Source organism: Rhodococcus sp. HNM0569, from assembly GCF_012726205.1.
Classification (GTDB): Bacteria; Actinomycetota; Actinomycetes; order Mycobacteriales; family Mycobacteriaceae; genus Rhodococcus_F.
Window position 1 is genome coordinate 173,819 of sequence record NZ_JAASAE010000001.1, and the last position, 20,876, is coordinate 194,694.

Here is a 20,876-nt window from a genome sequence, read left to right on the forward strand (position 1 = left end):
GGCGGCGGCGCGCCTCCTGCCACGTCCCCGTCGACGGGTCTACCCTGCACGGCTGTGACGACTTCAGGATCGTCGACCGATCCGGCCGAGTTCCGGGCCGCCGTCGACGCGATGGCATCGGCGCGCGTGCGCGCCGAGATCGAGCTGGGTCCGATTCGGCCGCCGCAACGCTTGGCACCGTACAGCTATGCGATCGGCGCGGAGGTCACGCGTGCCGAATCGGACGTCGTACCCGAGGATTCGGAGGGCGACGCGTTCGGCCGGCTGATCCTGCTGTACGACCCCGAGGGCGACGAGCAGTGGCACGGCACGATGCGTCTGGTCGCCTACATCCAGGCCGATCTCGAGGCCGCGGTCGCGGACGACCCGCTGCTGCCGGAGGTGGCGTGGAGTTGGCTCGTCGACGCGCTCGAGTCGCAGCCCGAACCGATGACGGCGCTCGGCGGCACGGTCACGGCGACGACGTCGGTGCGCTACGGCGACATCGTCGGCCCGCCCCGTGCACATCAGCTCGAACTGCGGGCGTCGTGGACGGCGAACTCCACGAACCTCGGATCGCATGTCGAGGCGTTCTGCGAGGTCCTCGCCTACGCCGCGGGTCTTCCGCCCGCAGGCATCGCGCGGCTGCATTCGCTCGGCGGCCGGTAACCGGGCGCCCCGGCTCGCACGGCTTCGGGCGGTCGGACGCTGCACGAGTTCGTCCGGTGGACGTATTGTCGAAAGCCATGTCCGACAATCCCGACGCCACGCCCGTCCCGCTACTCGCTCCCGCGGACGGGGTTCCCGAGGTGGTCGCGACCGCGGACGGCGTCGAGAAGGCGGCCGAGGCGCTCGCCCGCGGCACCGGCCCACTCGCGGTCGACGCCGAGCGGGCGTCGGGTTTCCGGTACTCGGCCCGCGCGTATCTCGTGCAGTTCCGACGCGCCGGTGCGGGCACGGTGCTGCTCGATCCGATTCCGACGGCGGACTCGCTCGCGCCGCTCGTCGAGGCGGTCAACCCGCTCGAGTGGGTGCTGCACTCCGCCGACCAGGACCTTCCCGGCCTGGCCGATCTGGGGATGCGTCCCGAGCGGCTGTTCGACACCGAGCTCGCCGGCCGGCTCGCGGGGTTCGACCGCGTCGGGCTCGCCGCGATCGTCGAGCGCATGCTCGGGCTCGAGCTGAAGAAGGGGCACGGCGCCGCCGACTGGTCGACGCGCCCGCTGCCCGACGCGTGGCTGAACTACGCGGCCCTCGACGTCGAGGTGCTCGTCGACCTGCGCGACGCGATGGCGGGCGAGCTCGACCGGCAGCACAAGACCGAGTGGGCGTTCGAGGAGTTCGAGCACGTGCGTCTCGCCGGTCCCCCGCCGCCCAAGCCGGACCGGTGGCGTCGCCTCTCGCACATCACCTCGCTCAAGTCGCCGCGTCAGCTCGCCGCGGCGCGGGCCCTGTGGGAGGCGCGCGACGCGCTGGCCCGCAAGCGCGACGTGTCGCCCAGCCGGGTGCTGCCGGATTCGGCGATCATCGCGGCGGCGAGCGCCGACCCGAAGTCCGTCGGCGCGCTGCGCGCCCTGCCGGTGTTCGGTGGACCGCGCCAACGCCGGCACAGCCGCATCTGGATGGAGGCACTCGAGAAGGCGCGCGCACTGCCGGACGACGAGTTGCCCCTGCGCAGCCCCCGCACCACCGGGCCGCCGCCCGCGAGCCGTTGGTCGCGCGTCGACCCGGAGGCGGCCGAACGGCTCACCGTGGTGCGTGCGGGGTTGGCCGAACTGTCCGAGCAGGTGTCGGTTCCCGTCGAGAATCTCGCCGGGCCCGAGCTCGTCCGCCGCACCGTGTGGGACTGGAAAGGCGGCAGTGCCGCCGATCTCGAGGCGACCCTCGCGGGCGGCGGAGCGCGGCCGTGGCAGCGCGAACTCGTCGTCCCGGTGCTCACCCGCACCCTCGTCGACGGCGCCACCGACTGAACGCACCGTCCCACCCGGTCACCGTCCCACCCGGTGACCGATAGGTCTGTTCCCACACTCGATCGAGACATATCGTCGAGACCACGGCGCCCCGGCGCCGACGCAGTAGGCGAACTCGAGAAGGAGCAGGGACACCGTGGCAGACGTCGAAGGCAACGCGAAGCTCGAAGGCAAGGTCGCATTCATCACCGGTGTGGCGCGCGGTCAGGGCCGGGCGCACGCGGTGCGGCTGGCGCGCGAAGGTGCCGACATCGTCGGCGTCGACCTCGCGGGCCCGTTGCCCGGCGTCCCGTACGAGTCGCCGACGCCCGAGGACCTGCGGGAGACGGCGGCGCTCGTCGAGGCCGAGGGCAAGCGGGCGCTGCTGCGACAGGGCGACGTACGCGATCTCGACGGCCTGAAGGCCCTCGCGTCGGAGGCGGTGTCGCAGTTCGGCGGTCTCGACGTCGTCGTCGCGAACGCCGGCATCTGCATCCCCGCGACGTGGGACGAGTCGACGCCCGAGATCTTCCGTGACCACATCGACATCAACGTCACCGGCGTGTGGAACACGGTCATGGCCACCGCCCCGCATCTCGTCACGCGCGGCGGCGGGTCGATCGTGCTGATCAGCTCGTACGCGGGCAAGAAGATGCAGCCGTTCATGGTGCACTACACCACCAGCAAGCACGCGATCACCGGCATGACGCGTGCGTTCGCCGCCGAACTCGGCGCGCACGACATCCGCGTCAACAGCGTCCATCCCGGCGCCGTCGACTCGCCGATGGGATCGGGCGACATGCGCACCCGCATCGAGCAGACCAACGGGGCGAACCCGCGGCTCGCGCCGATGGGCACGCCCTTCCTCAACGAGTACTCGGCGTCCACCGATCAGATCGCCGACGCCGTCGCCTTCCTCGTCTCCGACCAGGCGAGCTTCATCACCGCCGAGCATCTGTCGGTCGACGGCGGCGCGCAGTACTTCTGAGCCGCGCGGCCTTCCGAACGGGCACATCACGACGCGGTGACCCATCAAGTTACCGGCCGGTAACGAGGGGTAGGCTGAGCCACGAGGCCGGACACGCATGGCGTGAGCCGGATCCGATTACGCTCCACCAGGAGGATTTCGCGTGGCTTCACCCACCCAACGCAATGTGGTCTTCGTCGACGGCATCCGCACCCCGTTCGGCAAGGCCGGCCCGAAGGGCATGTACGCCGAGACCCGTGCCGACGACCTCGTCGTCAAGACCATCCGCGAACTGCTTCGTCGCAACCCGCAGCTCGATCCCGCGGCCATCGACGACGTCGCGATCGCCGCGACCACCCAGACCGGCGATCAGGGACTGACCATCGGTCGCACGTCCGCGATCCTCGCCGGCCTGCCCGAGACCGTCCCCGGCTTCGCGATCGACCGCATGTGTGCCGGCGCGATGACGGCCGTCACCACCACCGCGTCGGGCATCGGCTTCGGCCAGTACGACGTCGTGCTCGCCGGTGGCGTCGAGCACATGGGCCATCACCCGATGGGTGAGGGCGCCGACCCCAACCCGCGCTTCCTCGCCGACCGGCTGGTCGACCCGTCCGCGCTGGTGATGGGCAACACCGCCGAGAACCTGCACGACCGGTTCCCGTCGATCACCAAGGAGCGCACCGACGCCTACGCCGTGCGCTCGCAGGAGAAGTACGACGCCGCGAAGAAGGCCGGCTTCATCGCCGACACCCTCGTACCCGTCGCGACGCGCTCCGAGCAGGGCTGGGGCCTCGCCACCGAGGACGAGCCGCCGCGGCCCGGCACCACGGTCGACGATCTCGCGAAGCTCAAGACGCCGTTCCGTCCGCACGGCCGCATCACCGCGGGCAACGCCGCCGGTCTCAACGACGGCGCGACCGCGTCGATCCTCGCGGGCGAGGACACCGCAGCCGAGCTGGGCCTGCCCGTCGGCATGCGCATGGTCGGCTTCGCGTTCAAGGGCGTCGACCCGTCGGTCATGGGCATCGGCCCGGTTCCGGCCACCGAGAAGCTCCTCGCGCGCACCGGCCTGTCGATCGACGACATCGGCCTGTTCGAGGTCAACGAGGCGTTCGCGGTGCAGGTGCTCGCGTTCACCGAACACTTCGGCATCGCCGACGACGACCCGCGCGTCAACAAGTGGGGCGGCGCCATCGCGTGCGGCCACCCGCTCGCGTCGTCGGGTGTGCGGCTGATGACGCAGCTCTCGCACCAGTTCCGGCAGAACCCGGATGTGCGCTACGGCCTGACCACGATGTGCATCGGTCTCGGCATGGGCGGCTCGGTGCTCTGGGAGAACCCGAACCACAAGGACTACGAAGCGGGAGTCAAGTAAATGACCGACATCGTTCACGCGTTCGCCGACGAGGTCGTCACCCACGCGTACACCAAGCTCGTGTCCGTGCCCGGCCTCGACGGGCAGATCGCGCTCGTCACGCTCGACAACGGGTTCGACCACACGAAGCCGAACTCCTTCGGCCCCAAGGGTCTTGCCGAGTTCGACAAGGCGCTCGACGATGCCTTCGCGGCGAACCCCGTCGCGGTCGCCGTCACCGGCAAGCCGTTCATCTTCGCCGCGGGCGCCGACCTCAAGGGCGTCCCCGCGATCACCGAGCGCGAGCAGGGTGTGCAGCTCGGCCGGCTCGGCCACAAGGTGTTCCGCCGCCTGCGCGAGTCGAGTGTGCCCACGTTCGCGTTCGTCAACGGCGTCGCACTCGGCGGCGGCCTCGAGGTCGCCCTGCACAGCCAGTACCGCACCGTCGCCGACAATGTCGCGGCCGTCGGCCTGCCCGAGGTCTTCCTCGGCCTCGTCCCCGGCTGGGGCGGCACGCAGCTGCTGCCGAATATCGTCGGTCCGTCGAAGGCCGTCACCGTGTTCGTCGAGAACACGCTCAACAACAACCGGATGCTGAACGGCAAGAAGGCGGCCGACCTCGGCGTCTTCGACCAGCTGTTCGGTTCGGCCGACTTCCTCGAGCAGTCCCTCGCGTGGGCCGCGCAGGTCGTCAAGGGCGAGATCACCGTCGAACGTCCCACCTTCGACGCGAAGGAGTGGGACGACGCGATCGGCCGCGCCAAGGCGATCGTCGAGGGCAAGACGCGCGGCTACTCCCCCGCCGCCGTCAAGGCGATCGAGCTGCTCGAGCTCGCGCGTAACACCGACCTGTCGGACGCGAAGTCGCTCGACGTCGGCTTCCAGGCCGAGGACGACGCGCTCGCGGATCTGCTGATGACCGACGAGCTGCGGGCGGGCCTCTACTCGTTCGACCTGGTCAACAAGCGTGCGAAGCGTCCCGCGGGTGCGCCCGACAAGTCGCTCGCCCGCAAGGTCACCGGCGTCGGCATCGTCGGCGCCGGCCTCATGGCGAGCCAGCTCGCGCTGCTGTTCGTGCGTCAGCTCAAAGTGCCGGTCATCATCACCGACATCGACCAGGAGCGAGTCGACAAGGGCGTCAAGTACGTTCACGACGAGATCGACAAGCTGCAGGGCAAGGGCCGGCTGTCGCCGGACGCCGCGAACCGGCTCAAGGCGCTCGTGCGCGGCTCGCTCGACAAGGCCGCGTTCGCCGACACCGACTGGGTGATCGAGGCCGTGTTCGAGAACATGGACGTCAAGAAGCAGGTGTTCGCGGAGGTCGAGGAGCACGTCTCGCCCGAGACGATCCTCGCGACCAACACGTCGTCGCTGTCGATCACCGAGATGGCAGCCGACCTGAAGCACCCCGAGCGGGTCGTGGGCTTCCACTTCTTCAACCCCGTCGCGGTGCTGCCGCTGCTCGAGGTCATCAAGGGCGAGAAGACCGACGATGCCACGCTCGCAACGGCATTCGCCACCGCGAAGGCGCTCAAGAAGTCCGCCGTCGGCTCCGCCGACAAGGCCGGCTTCGTGTTCAACCGCCTCGTCACCCGCACGTTGGGTGAGGTCATGAGCGCGGTCGACGAGGGCACGCCGTTCGACGTCGCCGACAACGCCGTCGCCCCGCTCGGCATGCCGATGACGCCGTTCACGCTGCTCGCGCTCGTCGGCCCGGCCATCGCGCTGCACACCGGCGAGACCCTGCACGCCGCGTACCCGGAGCGGTTCAAGCCCTCCCCCGGCCTCGAGGCGATCGTCGAGGCGCGCAAGCCCGGCGTCTGGACCTACGGCGCCGACGGCAAGCAGACCGTCGACCCCGAGGTCGCGGAGCTGTGGACGCAGGGCGACAACCCCTCCACCGCCGAGCAGGTGCTCGAGCGCACGCAGCGCGCGTTCGCCGAGGAGATCAAGATCATGCTCGACGAGGGCGTCGTCGCGGCCCCCGAGGACATCGACCTGTGCCTGATCCTCGGCGGCGGCTTCGCGTTCTGGAACGGCGGCATCACGCCGTACCTCGACCGTGAAGGCGTCTCCGAAGCAGTCAACGGCAAGCGCTTCCTCGAGCCCGGAGTTGCCAGCGTCAAGTAAGGCTCTTGGTTGAAGCCCACTGGTTGAGCCACAACGGCCGCCGTACCGAAAGGTGCGGCGGCCGTTGCGCTTTGTCTGCGCTCATCACCTCCCACCGAGCGCGGTGGTCTCGAGGACAACGATGATCACCGCAACCGTCAGGAGCCCCAACCCGCCCCACAGCAACTGCATCCGAAGAACTTGCTTGACGATGTCGGAGATCTTCCAATTCCTCCGCCCGTCACTGTGCCTGGCCATCGACGTTCCTCTTCAGTCATCCAACAGGTGCACACTGGCTGGGGCAGACCCGGTCGTGTATGCGCCGTTCAAGTTCGTCGATCCGGCCACCGTCACCCACGCCTACGCCTCGCTCGACGGGAGCAGCGTCTCGGTTCTCGAGCCGCACGAGGACTTCCGTCGCGCGCTGTGTCGCGAATCCGGTCGCTGACGCCGAGGTCTATCCCAGCGAGTCCAGGTCGTAGTCGACGACGACGGGTGCGTGGTCGCTGATGCGTCGGTCGGGTGCCGGGTCGCGGTCGGTGCCCGCCGTGATCGATGCCCGGGCGAGGGCGGGCGTCGCGAGGTGGTAGTCGATGCGCCAGCCGACGTCGTTCGCGAACGACTGCCCCATCCACGACCACCACGAGTACGGGCCGTCGACGTCCGGGTGGTGCCGGCGCACCACGTCGACGAGGGTGCGCGGCGACACGATGGACGAGAACCATTCGCGTTCTTCGGGGAGGAACCCTTCGGCCTGGTTGCTGCGGCGCCAGTTGCGGACGTCGTAGCGGGTGTGGGCGACGTTGAGGTCGCCCATCAGGAGGAACTCTCGGCCCGCGGCGCGGGCGGTGCGCCGCGACCGTGCGAGTTGCCGGGCGAAGGCGTCGAGGAACCGCATCTTGCGTTCGTAGCGCGCGCCCCCGTCGGGTGCTTCGCGCATGCGGCCGGGCTTCTGCAGGTGCGCCGGGAGTCCACCCTTCGGCAGGTACAGCGACGCGACGGTGATCGGCGCGTCCGCGAGGTCGACCTCGACGTAGCGGCCCTCGTCCGCGAACTCCTTCAGTCCCCGCGCGAGCGTCGTGGGTGCGAGGTCGACCGCCTCGACGTGGTCGTCGCCGGGATGGCGCAGCAGCGCCGTCCCGCTCCACGCGCGCACCGCCTCGGGTTCTTTGCGGGTGAGGACGGCGACGCCGTTGCGGCCCGCTAGCGTGCCCTCCTCGTAGGTGAGGTGGTGCTCGCCGAACACGCCGTCGGGGATCGCCGACGCCGGTGCCCGCACCTCCTGCAGTGCGACGACGTCGGGCTCACGCTCGCGCAGCCAGGCTTCGAACCCACGGCGCTGCGCCGCACGGATCCCGTTGATGTTGAAGGTCGCGATACGCACGGGCGTCGAGTCTAGATTCGTGGTCCGACACGGCCACTAGCCGGCGCGTCCTCGCCCGAAACGCTCGGCTCGCCCCGCCTACGATGGCACCATCGGTGTGGAAGGCATCATGGCGAAGCTGAACTACCTGGCGAACGTCTCGCTCGACGGCTACATCGAGGACCCTCAGGGCAGTCTCGAGTGGACCGCGCCGGCGAAGGACGTCTTCGACTTCATCACCGAGCTCGAGCGCGGCAATCGCACCCATCTCTACGGCCGCCGCATGTACGAGGCACTGGCGGTGTGGCAGACGATGGGACTCGAACCCGGCGCAGGCGACGGCCTCCCCTTCGACGTCCACGAGTACGCCGAGGTGTGGCGCGACTCCGACAAGATCGTCTACTCGCACACCCTCGAATCCGTCTCGACGCCCCGCACCCGCCTGGAGCGGGAGTTCGACACGGCCGAGGTGCAGCGCCTGAAGGAGACGTCCGAGCACGATCTCGGGATCGCAGGGGCCGCGATCGCGCAGCACGCCTTCACTGCCGGACTGGTCGACGACATCATCTCCTGGTCTATCCCGTCGTTCTCGGCGGCGGGAAACCCGGCCTGCCCCATGATGTTCGCCTCGATCTCGATCTACGTGACCAGCAACGGTTCGCCAACGGAACTGCCTATCTCCACTACGGAATACGGTGAGAGTCGCGACGGCCAAGAGCTCGCCATAGAGTGTCTGAATGACCCCTCGACGGCACCCATTCGCCGACCTAAGACCGCGCGCGGCGACTGGACTGCCAACCGAGGCCGGCCTTCGGTGACCGAGGATTTGGGCACCGAACCCCTACCTGTCGCGTGGTTGGTCGACATCGACGGCACCGTCGCTCTCCACAGCCGCCGGAGTCCATACGACGCGACGCGCGTCGGCGAGAACCAGCGGATACCCGTTGAGTCGAGACGGACGAACGGCAACGCGAACCGCGTCCACAACTCCATCTGCATCTGTTCCAGCACGTGCTTCGGAGTCACGATCAGGATCCGCTCGCCGCGACCGCGCCGCACTAGCTCCGACAGGATCATGCCGATCTCAAGCGTCTTACCGAGGCCGACCGCATCGGCAAGCAGAATGCGCGGACGAAGCTTGTCCGGGTCGAGGGCCTTGCGCACCGCCTTCATCTGGTACTCGAGATGGTTCGCCAGCCCGCGATGCGCCGTCGTGAGGCCCTGATCTGCGACCGCGACCGGCGTCTTACGCAACATCGACTCGAGCCACAGCCGCGACCGGCGGAACTTGTCGGACGTGTCGACGACCACCGACACCTTCGTCGGATCTGCCTCGACGTCGTCGATCGCCGTGGAGAACACGGCCTCGGTGTCACGGACCAGTTCAGATAGGCCCGTGACGTGCACGAAGAACCCGTCCAGCGTGGCCTCAACCTTGGTGACCAGCCAGTCTTCGTCACGGACGATCACAATCGAGCCGGGGCGGCCGTGAATTCCTTTGCGGGTGAAGCCGTCTGAATGAAGCCAGAATTCGGTTCGTACATCATCGCCGCGCCACACTCTCCATATCGGCAGCCGACAACCCGATTCCAGCCACCCGCCGCCCCTTGATTTTCCCGGCCCGGCCGCGCAACGCCAGATTCTTCACCACACCGCCCTGTACGCATCCGTCTCACTGCATCGAGCAGGCTATCAGCGAGTTGGCAGGTGCAATCCCTGTAAACCGCACGTGTCTGCGCAATGGCGATCGGGAAGCACCCGCCCCACCCCTGGGGGGCTCACCTCACGATCGGTACAGGAGTAAACCGCTACGCGGCGTCCCGTCTCCGACCAAACACACTCGATCGAGGTACCGATTCTGGTGCTCGCATGAGACCTCGGGCGCAAGAAGACACGAATGACACGCAGCCAGGTTCGTGGCACCCGCGCCGGTGGCAACGGCCTCCAGGCACACCGGATCAGCCGAACACCAATGTGCTGCCTCAGTTGCCGCCTCGATGATCTTGGCGATGTTGTCGACCCTGCCGTGCGAGCACAGGCCCCCGAGACTTCCTGCCGCATCCGCGGTTGCCGTGTAGAGCAGGACGCCCGCCTGTCCGGGTTCCGCGTATACTCTCTCTCGGATCGACGACGCCGGGTATCCCGTGTCCAGCGCCAGCTGACGAAGCACGGAGTGCGACAGCGAATGCAAGGCGAGAAAGCGTGGCGAAATCGGTGGCAACGCTTGGCCAGCCGCGGCCTCGGCGGCATCCTGCAACATCTGTGAGCGACCCCGCGCCAGTTCAGACGTCTCCCAAGTCGCCAATACGTCGTCTCGAAATCGAACGAAGATGCCCTCTCCGAGAACCTCGATCGCCGGCAACCACCCCACTTTGGCTCGGGACAAGGACCCCGCGGGTGCACCTGACTTCACCTGGGAGGTACTCACCCTCGCGAACCCGCTGAGTGCACGCACTTCCCGAAGTCGAGGAACCCGCGAGACCAGGTCGATGAGATCACCAGCTCGGTCGGTTGGGGAAACGTCGGACGGGAAGCACACAAAAGTCTTGGTCCCGTCATCCTCTGGATGGAGGCGACCCAACGCCTCGTACTCAGCCGCCCGGAGCTCCCTGCTCGCCTCGGCGTAGTCCCTGGGCCTGGCTGACTTGGCAGTCCGATAGGCCGAGACGAGCTCACTTTCGTCGACTTCGTGTTGCCGTGCCTTGATTCCGAGGTACACGGTCACATCGGATTCACGCATGCCATCGAGTTCCGAGAGAATCTTTTCGAGGACCTCTTCGGCCTTCGTCAGGTCGCGGTCCACGGTTAGTGCAGAACGCACATCCGCGAACCACACGTTGGAAGCACCGCGCTGGAGCCCGACCAGTCGCTCGGTACATTCTTCCGTGTCCTTGTCGAGCCATGGCGAGTGGCCTCCACACCGCATCGACAACGATCCGCTCCCGAGCGCCCCCTGTAGAGATCGCGAAGCCCCGCATTCGCACTTGATCGTGATACCGGCAAGACTGGAATCCGCGGGATTCGTGATGATCCTCATCGAATGGCCGCCCTCGTCACTCATGCTCGTTCCGCGGTGCACCCAATAGCGATACGGAAAGTCCTGGATGTGCCCCGTCGGGCAACAGGCCACGAACCGCGATGGAACGAGCTTGGGGCTGATACAGAACCGACAACGATTTACGTACTCGCCCTTAGGCTTGTCCGCAAGGCGACCAAACCTGTCCAGCCTGTTGCACTTCGGACAGGACACCCACTCAGGAAAGCGAACCATCGGCACCATTCCCGAAACCTCGCCACCGGGAGGCGCGAGCAGGCGGGATACACCTAGGAGTTCGCACAATCGCCGCTCGTCGACCTGCAGCCGATTGTCAGCCCTCCAGTGATCGAGTCCCGCGATCATGAAGCTCTCCGATTCGACGGGCAGAAGTGACCCTACACCGTAGGTGGTGACCATGTGCGTGCGCCGGATCGAGGTCTTGATCGGCGGGGACTTGCGGATCTTTTTCGTGATCGCCATCAACTGCCACTTCCCTTGAGGTTCTTGACATACAGGCGTGTTTCCGCATCAACGTCACGCATACTCGACAATGCGGGCCAGGGCGGCTCGCCCACCGGGAAACTGCCCGGTCGGGAGTTGTCTCCCCCGGTGGGGGCCAGCAGGGGGTGTCCGTCAGAAGCGGCGGCCGCCGCCTGGGGCGGCCGCAACGCCCCGTACCGGTCCACCAACCCGGCATCGGCTGCCTCCTCCCAATCCCGAACTAGCGCCGACAGTTGGGCACGGAATGGCTCGGCTTCCTCAGGCGAGATGCGTTGCGCACGGTCGACAAGAGAGTCGATCAAGCCACCGATCTCCTCCCGGTACCTCTCGATGGAACCTGCCGAAGCGTCGCCGCGGAGGCTGGCGACGAGAACGCGAACCGCGCCAACCAACATCCCGTGCGCCCCGCGGTCCCTGGCGCGGGATGCGAAGGGTGTGGCCGTAGTCGCCTCGACCTCGCGGTACAGGGCTCGATGGAACGGAATGAACGATTCGTAGTGCGAGGCGTCCCGCGACCTGTTCGAGTTGAGGGCGACCACAACCAGTCCTGGATGCCTACGTCCCACACGGCTGGTCGACTGGATGTATTCGGATGTGCTCTGGGGCTGTCCTGCGACGACCATCAGTCCCAGGCGGTCGATATCCAGCCCGACGGAGATCATGTTGGTCGCGAGGACCACATCCGGACTTCCCGGGTCGGGGTACGAGGTCTCCAGGCGAGCCATCGCGGCCGGGATCCTCGTCTGATCGACACGTGATGTGAGCTCGACAGGCTCTGGCGACACGTCTCGGGCGCCGGTCTGCTTGCGCGCGGCGAGCACCTCGACGCGGTCGGGAACGTCGTCAAGCACCTGAAGATATGTCGAACCCAGGACTCGCAGACTGTTGAAATATCCCAGCAACGTCCAGTAGTCGTCGCGGACAGAATCTTCGACGTCCAGCTCATTGACCGCTTGCAGTATGGCGGAATACACCCGGACGAGGAGCGTTGCTTGACTGGTTCCGGGAGCCATGACACCGACGTATCGCCGGGTGCCCTTCTGTTCGGGCGTGGCTTCGACGGCAAAATAGTTGTCCTCGGGGTCCAGCCCCGGCGGCGGGAACTGAACCGATCCCCGGTCGAACACATTCCGCACCTGACGCTCGGCGCGACGGATGGTCGCCGTGGACGCAAGAACCTTCGGTCGACCATCCTTCGCACAAGCCAGGTCGAGCGCGGATTCGTACAGTCCCACCATCGTTCCCAATGGCCCCGAGACCAGGTGCAATTCGTCCTGCACGATCAAGTCGGGCCTAGAGTGCGGTCCGTCGACGGAGAGAAGGTCACCCACTTGGGGACGCCAGGTCATCATCGCGAACTTGTCGACCGTTCCGATCAACAGAGACGGACGCACTCGGTAGACATCGTCATCTGTGACGTAGAGCGGCAATCGGTCGCTGAATTCACACGCAAAGGAGGAGCACCTTATCTCCAGTCGTGACTTGTCGATCACCTCGTAGTTGTTGTGATCCATCGCAGTTCCGCACCGCGGGCACCGAAGCAACTGAACCGGGGTGGACCCTTCCGGTTGATGCCCCGAGGCGATGCTGTTCAGAATCCGCTGCGCGTCCTCGACCTTGTTGGGACTTGCCTTGTCGCCCACCCAGAGTCCAAGGGAGATCTCGACGGAACTCGGAATCTCTCGGCGGCGGATCAATTCGAGGGCACAGATCAGGCCGGCTGCACGTTCGAACTGCTGCCTCGTCAACAGCCGGAGCGTGTAACGCATGATGGCTGACACTCCGCCGTCATTGCGGCGTCGGAGCCTCCTCAGCAGGATCGTGAAGCCGATACAGCCCAGGTATGCCTCGGTCTTGCCACCACCGGTGGGAAACCACAGGAGGTCGACAATGTCGCGGTCGGGGTGTGTGCTTCGTGCCATGGCCGGCAGATTCATCAGGATGAACGCGATCTGAAATGGACGCCATCGCTGCGCATCGGACGTCGCACCGCGCGCGCGGTCCTGTGCTCGTCGCTGATCCAGCATCGCTTCGTTCATCAACTGAAACGCGCGGCCCACCAGTGGGTCTGCGGGTTCGTCAAGGATCTCGACGCCAGCACGGATCCGTTCGGCACATTGCTTGGCGAGGTCGACGTGCGCGAGTGCCTGCCGGCGATGCGGTTGGGCGATGGCCTCCGCGTCACCGTATCGAGCCGCTATCCACCGTTCGTACGATGCCGCAAGTTCGAACAGCTGCGCGCGGTCAGTGCTGGTCGCCAGCTTCTCCATGTCGAGGTCGTACGTCCCGAATTCATCGTCGGCATCACCTCCGGAGGGGCGTGCGAGCCGTACGTCCTGGAACGGAACGAAGGTCGTGGTCAGCTCGTCGACCCGCTCGGCCGAATTGTCCCACATCACGGCACAACCGTGACCGATCGCCAGTGCAGGTTCGTTGCGGTACAGGAAGTCCGTCGAGCGTGTGTCCGGATCTTCACTCAGACTCTCCCGGGGTCGCCTGCGGTCAACGAATTGCCCCGGAGTCGCCCGAACCGTGATGCGCGGCCTGAACCAACACTGCGCGTCGGCTTTGCCCGGCTCGCCCGGCTTCGCGGTGTTCACAAGCGACAGCGTGATCCGAACCATTCCATCGACCGCAGCACGGACAATCCCAACCAACCTGAGGGGTTCATCACCAATCTGTTCACCGATTCGTCGTGGCAAACCGGTGTCGATGTTCAGATCCGCGTCGGTTGCGATGTCCACCGCATGCCAACGCCCATCCTCTTCCCGATACCGCCGCGCAGACACCCCGACGGACACAGCCGCGGTTTCCAGTTCGTTCACGGTGAATGTCAGCCCGAACGATGACGGTCTGATGGCGTGCGACAGAGCAACAGCCGATTCGTTGTCCTCGTCCTCGACTGAGCCGGCACCGCGTCGGTCTGACTGTGAGCCCTCCGACTCCATCTTCGGCACGTACTCGATCCGGCCGTCCGGTCGGGGATGGAGGACTCCCACGACGATCCGGTTCAGTGGGCGCTCATCCAGCGGTGTCGCATCATCGGGCCCCATGAGTTCGCGCTCGAGTTCATCGACGATCTCCTGTCGAGCCTCGTACCACGGGCCCAGATCCTCCGCCATGTGTCATACCTTTCGCTGGATCGAGGCCATTCCGAACGGCCGCGGTTTGAGCCAGAAGCTGGTGCCGTCGCCAGTCGCCCATCGACTCTCCACACCATCGATACAGACCGGGCCGAGCTCGGGCCACGCTCCGTTTCGGATTCCCGGCAGACTGGCCAGTGTCCGTCCGAACTGGGGCGTAGTCACCCCGACAGCGCTGCCGGCGACGGAACAACGGTACGTGGGCCAGTCGGCATGGCCAGAGGCAAGCAACTCGAACTCGGCCAGCGCATCCTCATCGAGTGATGCAAGAACCTTCTGTCCCGCTGAACCGCCGACCATCCGATCGGACACCAGACAGTCCGGAGTGACGCTTATGGCGTCAGCCATCGGCGAGCCGGGCTTCGGCTGGTACCACAAACCGGAAGCCCGCGTGCTCTTCACGTAGTTGCGTCGCCATTCGTCCACGACGACTATCTTGTCGCGTGCACGAGACAGAGCAACGTACAACAGTTCACACTCAGGCTGCCCCGAGCCCACCCGCATGAGCAGGTCGTGGGCACCTACGACGGCGACGTTGTCCCATTCCAGACCTTTCGCCTGATGGATTGTCGACACGAACAGGCCAGCGCTCCGATCGGCAAACCACGGAGCCAACGGATCCACTGCTACTCGGCAAACCTGGGCCACCATTGACCAATCGATCAAGTCCCCCTGCCCAGACTCCGCCAGCATGATCCTGAACCAGGCGACGTCGACCTCCGACCGTGAAGCCGCAAACTTCTCGAAGTCGCTTTGCGACACAGCCCTTCCACCGTTGGCCCACCACAAGTGCGCTACCCAGGGCGCTACGCGTTGATTGGCCCGACCGGGCTGACGCCACACACATCGATGTCCGCGCATCGACAACTCCTGGAAGAGCTGAAGCACTTCGGTGTTGGTGCGAGCCAGCACCGCGGTGGACCCACGCCACTCGGCGGCGCGCTTCGCGAATTCGTCGATGTCCCAGTGCGTGAACCCGGTGAGCAGGTCGTCGAGCACGCTCTCGCGCGTATCGCTATCGGCTGTACGCAGCTCTCTCGAACTGGCAGCAACACTTTTCGGCCCACGCCGCCGCGAACGATGATCCCCCGCGAGTTCATAGAACTTCGATATCGAGCGCCGACCAAGCTCCTCCACCAGGGTGTCCCAATTGGAAATCCCCCGGTCGGACTCGCCGTCGAGGAACTCGTAGATCGACTGCATCGGGTCGCCAAAGATCGTCACGCCAGCATCTGGGCGAATGCGATCGATTATGGCGCACAGCATTTCACGTCTCGGCGCCGACAGATCCTGCGCTTCATCGACGACGAGATGAACGACATCGTCGAGGTCCCCGTCATAGTTCGAACGAAGCTGTTCAGTCGCCCTGCGAACCACACCATCGAAGTCCGGAACTTCCCCAGCGGTGGTATCCGATTCGTCGACCAACTGCCAGGCCAACGAATCCAACGTCATCGCCGCGATATCCACCGGTCGGTCGTGCAGAACATCACCGAAGGCACCGAAGGCGGCAGCCATCGCCGACCGGGAGAACGACACGAACAGGATAGTCCGATCGTATAGATCGCCCGACTTCCGGACGATCTCGTCGATCAGCATGATGCTCGTGGTTGTCTTTCCCGCGCCCGGCCCGGCGACAACGATCCTGCGCTCGGCGAGGGGTGCGTCCAGCACCAGTGCCTGTGAGCTATCCGGCGCCGGCAGCACTTTCCCCGTCCATCTCTGCGTCGATGATGTCCTTCAGGGGCTGGTAGACGATACTGTCGCCGAATTCGACGATGTTGTCGAGCACGTTGACGATCAGGACGTTGTCGGTTCCGCCGTTCAGGGGCCCTCGAAGACCACGCCCGACCATCTGCATGTACCGGACCTCGCTGCTCGTCGGCCGGGTGATGTAGACCGCGTCTGTCTTGGGCGCATCGAAGCCTTGGGACAAGACCGCATAGTTCGTCAAGACCTTCAACTCCCCAGACTTGAACCGGTCAATCGCCGTTCGACGATCCTCTGGGCTGGTGTCCTGGTCGATCGAGGCCGCTGGCCTCCCGGCGAGAGTGAGCAGCGTCGCCAGCGTCTGCGCACTCTCCACCGAGGCGGCAAACACAACGATCTGCCAGTCGGCGGGTTTACTCAAGATGGACGTGACGATGGTCCTTGTACGATCTTCATCGGCGCCGAGTCTCGCCTCAGCACTCCTGGACAGCCAGTACATTGACCTGTACTCCTCAAGCTCTTTGTCAGACAGATCGATCGACGTTCCGTACAAGATCTCGAGGCTTGCGCGGGCAAGCACTTTATCTCGCTGTAGCCTCACTTGGGGGAGCTCGGCCCCAAACACGCCCTGATCAAGAATATTGCGGTCGAATCGACGCAGAAGGCGTTGGGTCTCGTCACTGTCCCGACGCCCCCGATATGGAGTGGCAGTCAACCCGATCAGCGGCTTCGTACGATCACTTGAGCCCTGACCCAGCCACTCGAGAATCTTCGTGTAGGAATCGTGCAGTGCCCCGTGCGCCTCGTCGATAACGACCAGCGGAGCATCCGCCAACCACGCGAAGCTCTCTTCATCGACTGCACGACTGAGAACCTTGTTCCACGTCGCTACGACGACCTGGACCCCTGCTGACTCCTCTTCCATCTCGTAGCTAGACCAGAATCTACTGAGGATCAGCTGTGTGTCCTGCCTACCAACAGCGCGCCACAGGTACGACCAGGCGTCGATGGCCTGCTCGCACAACTCCTCCCCGTCTGCGATCCACAGGATCGGCCCGGAGAAGGCCCCCTCGGATCCCGCTCCGTCCAGGACGCCCTTCTCGATCGCCTCGACGATGGTCTGAACCGCCACTCGAGTTTTACCGGCACCAGTCGGGAGCGAGATGATGCCTCGCCGCGGGCCCTCCCCACCGAGCAAGGCCATCAGACGCTTCGACACTGCCTGCTGGTAGTCGTGCAGGGGGGCGAGTTGAGTCGGGCCGTCGACGTACTCGGTCGGCTTGTTCCGTCGCCTGGTCTTATTGCCAGCCCACTGCTCGCCGAAGCCTAGGTGCGCCACCCACTTGCGTGTGTTGAATGAGCCAGCCCACGTTGACGGCGGAGTGCGAGGCAATCCCTGTGGGTCAACCTTGCAGACCCGTTCGAGCGCACGGACACCATGCATTGTGACACACAGCTCCGCCAGCGCGATTCCGTCTGGCTCCGCGGACCCGTTCCGCGCGAGATAGCTGAGCGCATCGCGCGGAATCAGAGTTCGGAGTCGCTCCTCCCCCGCGAACATCAGCAGGCGTTCGGCATCTGTCGATGCCTTCTTGATGTCCCGAATGCGCTTCGTATTGCGCCGGCTTTCCATATCGCGCAGTAGCGCGTCCACCTGCTCGTCGGAGTCGTCAAACAGTAGGCAGCCGAGAACCTGCTGCAGAATCAAGTGCTCGGTGGTACCCGTGACCAGGATTGTGCCGCCTTCACGGCCGCTCGCGCAGGGCACACGCACTTCGGGCTGGCCAGGGACGGCCGCGACCTTGCTGATCGAGAGACACCTCTGAAGCTGCAGTTCGTCAGGGTCGTCATCGAGGTCAAGGGTGTCGAGAATGTCGTAGACGTCAGCGAGCACCTCGGGTTCGGCACTCGTCTCGTACGAGTAGGTGACCGGTAGTTGCTTTCCTTCGATACATCCCCAGAGCTCGCGCAAGTTGTAGACGTCTTCGCCGCCGTCGACAACCACACTGGGGATGCCGAATACGTCAAGCTCTTGGTAGGCAGCCCAATTCTGGACGACAGCGACCTTCCCCCGCTCCTCCTCGGCCCACTGCCCGTTGCGATGGACCCACAGCCGGTCGGGAGGACTATCCTGATGAGCCAGGCACCACCACGCGTATACGCGCCCTGCTTTCTCCACATCGCCTCGGTCGACGTGGATCTTCACGAGTCCGGCGAATTCCGTCGGACTGAGTTCCTCGATCTCTGTCCGCAGCCTGAGAGTAGTTTCCGTTTCCTGGCTGACTACGATTCCTGTGAGAGTTGGAAGCAGTCCTTCGAGCTCGTCGCGGTTCTGCGATGCGACGAATACTTCGCCGACCGGCATCGGCCCCAAGACAGTCGGGAGCATGCCGTGACGACGCACCCACCAGATCTCCGGCGCTGCAAACCGGCCCGTCTTGGTCACGTTTGGATGCGTTACGCGGACGCGTGGATCGTGCACTTCGTTGACCACAGAGGTGGTCAAGGCCACCTTGTTGGTGACGCTGAGGTCCGGAAGGTGTTCGAGCGGCCCAAGGGTCGAGTCGATCGATTCGATCACAATGTTCTCGCGTGCTTGAATCCCAAGCCCCATGTGTTCGCTGACTTCGTCTTTGACGGCAGCTCGGTACTTGGCGAGCCACCGCTCAGAATGCTGGGTCGCCGATCGGACCGGGCGGGCCCGCACACCCAACAACGCCAATATCTCGTGGTCAGCTGCGTGATATGCGCCGTCGACAAGGTAGGCGCCATCCTCCTTCAACTGCTTTAGGCACTCCCCCGCCATGTAGAGCCCGGACGGCAACTCCCACTCGCCGAGTCCGTTGCGAACACGAACCAGCTGTGCGGCCCTGCCCCGCAGGACCCGTTCGAACGCCTCACCCACTACCGACTCGCCCGAACCACGCATTGCCATCCACAGTTCGTCCCAATCGACCCTGCCGGTCTTACTGAGCTGATCAAGTAGCTCCAGCATGGCGCCGCCGTCTTCGAAGGCGGTGATGCCCAGGTGGGTCAGGGCATCCGCGGTCGATGCTTGAGCCGAGACGCGACCATCGACGAAGTTCGATCCCTGCTGCCCGGACTTGGTTCGGACGAAGCACCGACCGCGAACAGGCTGAGCGAGGAATCCATTTTCAAGCAGGACGATTCGCGAATCGCGCACGTCCATTTCGGTGTTTCCACCGCGCGCGATCAATCCCGCTGCAATCTCGATGACCGCCGCAGAGTTCTCGGGGGTGGGTTCTGAGACAGCCGACTGGAGCCACTGCAATACCCGGCCGATTCGATGCGGGTTGTCCTGCATCAGCCGATCCACCTTCGAACGGCGCTCATCGCTCGTCGTGCAGTCCGGGTGGACCCATTCGCTGCGGTCACCCGCGACCTTGAGCCACTGCGCAGCGAAATCGATAACTTCCTTCGGCACACGACGCATCGAGCTGGGGGCTCGCATCTGCCCATCAAGGTCCGGCAGGCACCGCGACTTCCGCAGGGCCCGATACACCGGCTCGTTCAGGACGTCATCCGCCCAGCTTCGCCCTTCCTTCCCTCGCGCAGGCAACACGTCGATGTATCGCCCGAAGGCGCCATCAGCGACGAGCTCCTTGCGGGCGTCGACCACAAGCTGCGGAAGCACATCCACGAGAATCTCGTGGTTGAACTGGCATTCGATCACGTTGATGCGATCGTCCGACAGCTTCCACGGCGCATTCACCCGCCCGCTCAATGTGAGGTCTGACTTGACCGGAAAGAACGCGGCCAGCTGCCCGATACCCGCGCGACCCGAGACCGGTATCGCCCAGCTGACGACGATCGACTCACGTCGCGCAGCGTGTCCGGCCGACTCGAGCGCTGCCTCCGACGGCGTGTGTTCGCGCGAGACGACCAGCCACTCGCGGTCTCCATCTTCGGTGGTCAGTGTGATCCTGTTGCCCTTCTTCACCCCCTTGAAGTGTCGCTCGCGGCCCACGACATCGTCACGGAGATCCAGCTGGCGCACATGGGGTGCAAACAGGTTGAACGACTCGTCGAACTCGTCGACCTCCTCGGAAAGATGCGGCGCCATCTCAGGCTTCAGTGGCACCTTGACAATGGTGACCGCCCATCTGGAGAGTTCGGCGAGGATCGGATCGGGTCGAAACTCAGCCTGCGGATCAACTTGCCAGGCAAGACGCAACGCTGGCACATCACCGGTTCCGAAATGATGGCCAAGCTGGATTGACAGGTCGTCAGCGGTCTTCTGCCTATTGAACTCAAACGACACTGACTGACTGAAGATCTGCGGACCGTCGGAGATTCCACTTACCGATTTGAAGCCCAGACCGAACCGACCGATCTCTGCACCCGTCTTGTTCGAGAGGTGGGTATAGAGGAGCGCTCGAACCCCCGACGCGTCGAAGGGGCGACCCTCGTTGGCTACATACAGGGCATCAGAGGTGACGACTACCTGGATGCGTCCCTTCGAGCCTTGAAGCGCGTCCGCCGCATTCTGCACAAGCTCCTGTATCTGCTTCCTCCCGTACCCGCCCTCAGCGATTCCGCGTTCTTTGCCTGCATCCTCCTGAACTCGGTTCGCATCCTCCTTGTAGACCTTCACGCATCGGCTGCGGAAGTCATCGACCAACCCTCCCAATGCGGGATCGGGCGCGGTCCAACCGAAGCGTGCCATCCCTGTGCCTCCACTACGTGAGTCGAAGTTTGCGGATGCTGACCCGCGCTTGAGTGAACATCCGATTAGGACTG

11 protein-coding genes and 1 pseudogene are annotated in these 20,876 nt (G+C 65.2%); 6 read left to right on the plus strand and 6 right to left on the minus strand.

Going from position 1 to position 20,876, the window contains the following annotated elements:
- Positions 1-54 precede the first annotated feature (54 nt).
- From HCA44_RS00840 to HCA44_RS00865, 6 genes are all read left to right on the plus strand, one after another.
- A complete protein-coding gene (locus tag HCA44_RS00840) occupies positions 55-648 on the plus strand; it encodes a DUF3000 domain-containing protein (RefSeq protein ID WP_169646643.1) in 594 nt (197 codons plus the stop codon).
- A gap of 77 nt (positions 649-725) precedes the next feature.
- The gene (locus tag HCA44_RS00845) at positions 726-1,949 is read left to right on the plus strand and encodes a ribonuclease D (protein WP_169646644.1); all 1,224 of its coding nucleotides are present in this window, start codon (positions 726-728) and stop codon (positions 1,947-1,949) included.
- A gap of 136 nt (positions 1,950-2,085) precedes the next feature.
- Positions 2,086-2,916, plus strand: a complete 831-nt coding sequence (locus HCA44_RS00850) for a mycofactocin-coupled SDR family oxidoreductase (RefSeq protein ID WP_169646645.1) — start codon at positions 2,086-2,088, stop codon at positions 2,914-2,916.
- Between the two features lie 142 nt (positions 2,917-3,058).
- Entirely contained in the window at positions 3,059-4,273 is a 1,215-nt protein-coding gene (locus HCA44_RS00855) for an acetyl-CoA C-acyltransferase (protein ID WP_169646646.1), read from the plus strand.
- The gene (locus HCA44_RS00860; RefSeq protein WP_169646647.1) at positions 4,274-6,382 is read left to right on the plus strand and encodes a 3-hydroxyacyl-CoA dehydrogenase NAD-binding domain-containing protein; all 2,109 of its coding nucleotides are present in this window, start codon (positions 4,274-4,276) and stop codon (positions 6,380-6,382) included. It abuts the gene before it with no gap.
- 190 nt (positions 6,383-6,572) lie between these two features.
- Positions 6,573-6,809: a hypothetical protein gene (locus HCA44_RS00865; protein ID WP_169646648.1), complete on the plus strand. Its 237-nt coding sequence runs from the start codon at positions 6,573-6,575 to the stop codon at positions 6,807-6,809.
- 9 nt (positions 6,810-6,818) lie between these two features.
- Here the strand turns inward: HCA44_RS00865 and HCA44_RS00870 are convergent, their stop codons facing one another.
- From HCA44_RS00870 to HCA44_RS00895, 6 genes and pseudogenes are all read right to left on the minus strand, one after another.
- A complete protein-coding gene (locus HCA44_RS00870) occupies positions 6,819-7,745 on the minus strand; it encodes an exodeoxyribonuclease III (protein ID WP_169646649.1) in 927 nt (308 codons plus the stop codon).
- Between the two features lie 912 nt (positions 7,746-8,657).
- Positions 8,658-9,218 (minus strand): annotated as a pseudogene (locus HCA44_RS20840) (helicase); the annotation flags it as partial.
- Positions 9,219-9,507: 289 nt separating this feature from the next.
- Positions 9,508-11,241, minus strand: a complete 1,734-nt coding sequence (locus tag HCA44_RS00880; RefSeq protein WP_169646650.1) for a DUF1998 domain-containing protein — start codon at positions 11,239-11,241, stop codon at positions 9,508-9,510.
- Positions 11,241-14,384 (minus strand): helicase-related protein, encoded by a 3,144-nt coding sequence (locus HCA44_RS00885; protein ID WP_169646651.1) that lies wholly within the window; start codon positions 14,382-14,384, stop codon positions 11,241-11,243. Before HCA44_RS00885 ends, HCA44_RS00880 begins: the two co-directional genes overlap by 1 nt.
- 3 nt (positions 14,385-14,387) lie before the next feature.
- The gene (locus HCA44_RS00890) at positions 14,388-16,112 is read right to left on the minus strand and encodes an ATP-dependent helicase (protein WP_169646652.1); all 1,725 of its coding nucleotides are present in this window, start codon (positions 16,110-16,112) and stop codon (positions 14,388-14,390) included.
- Positions 16,093-20,802 (minus strand): DEAD/DEAH box helicase family protein, encoded by a 4,710-nt coding sequence (locus HCA44_RS00895; RefSeq protein ID WP_240945216.1) that lies wholly within the window; start codon positions 20,800-20,802, stop codon positions 16,093-16,095. Before HCA44_RS00895 ends, HCA44_RS00890 begins: the two co-directional genes overlap by 20 nt.
- Between the last annotated feature and the right edge of the window lie 74 nt (positions 20,803-20,876).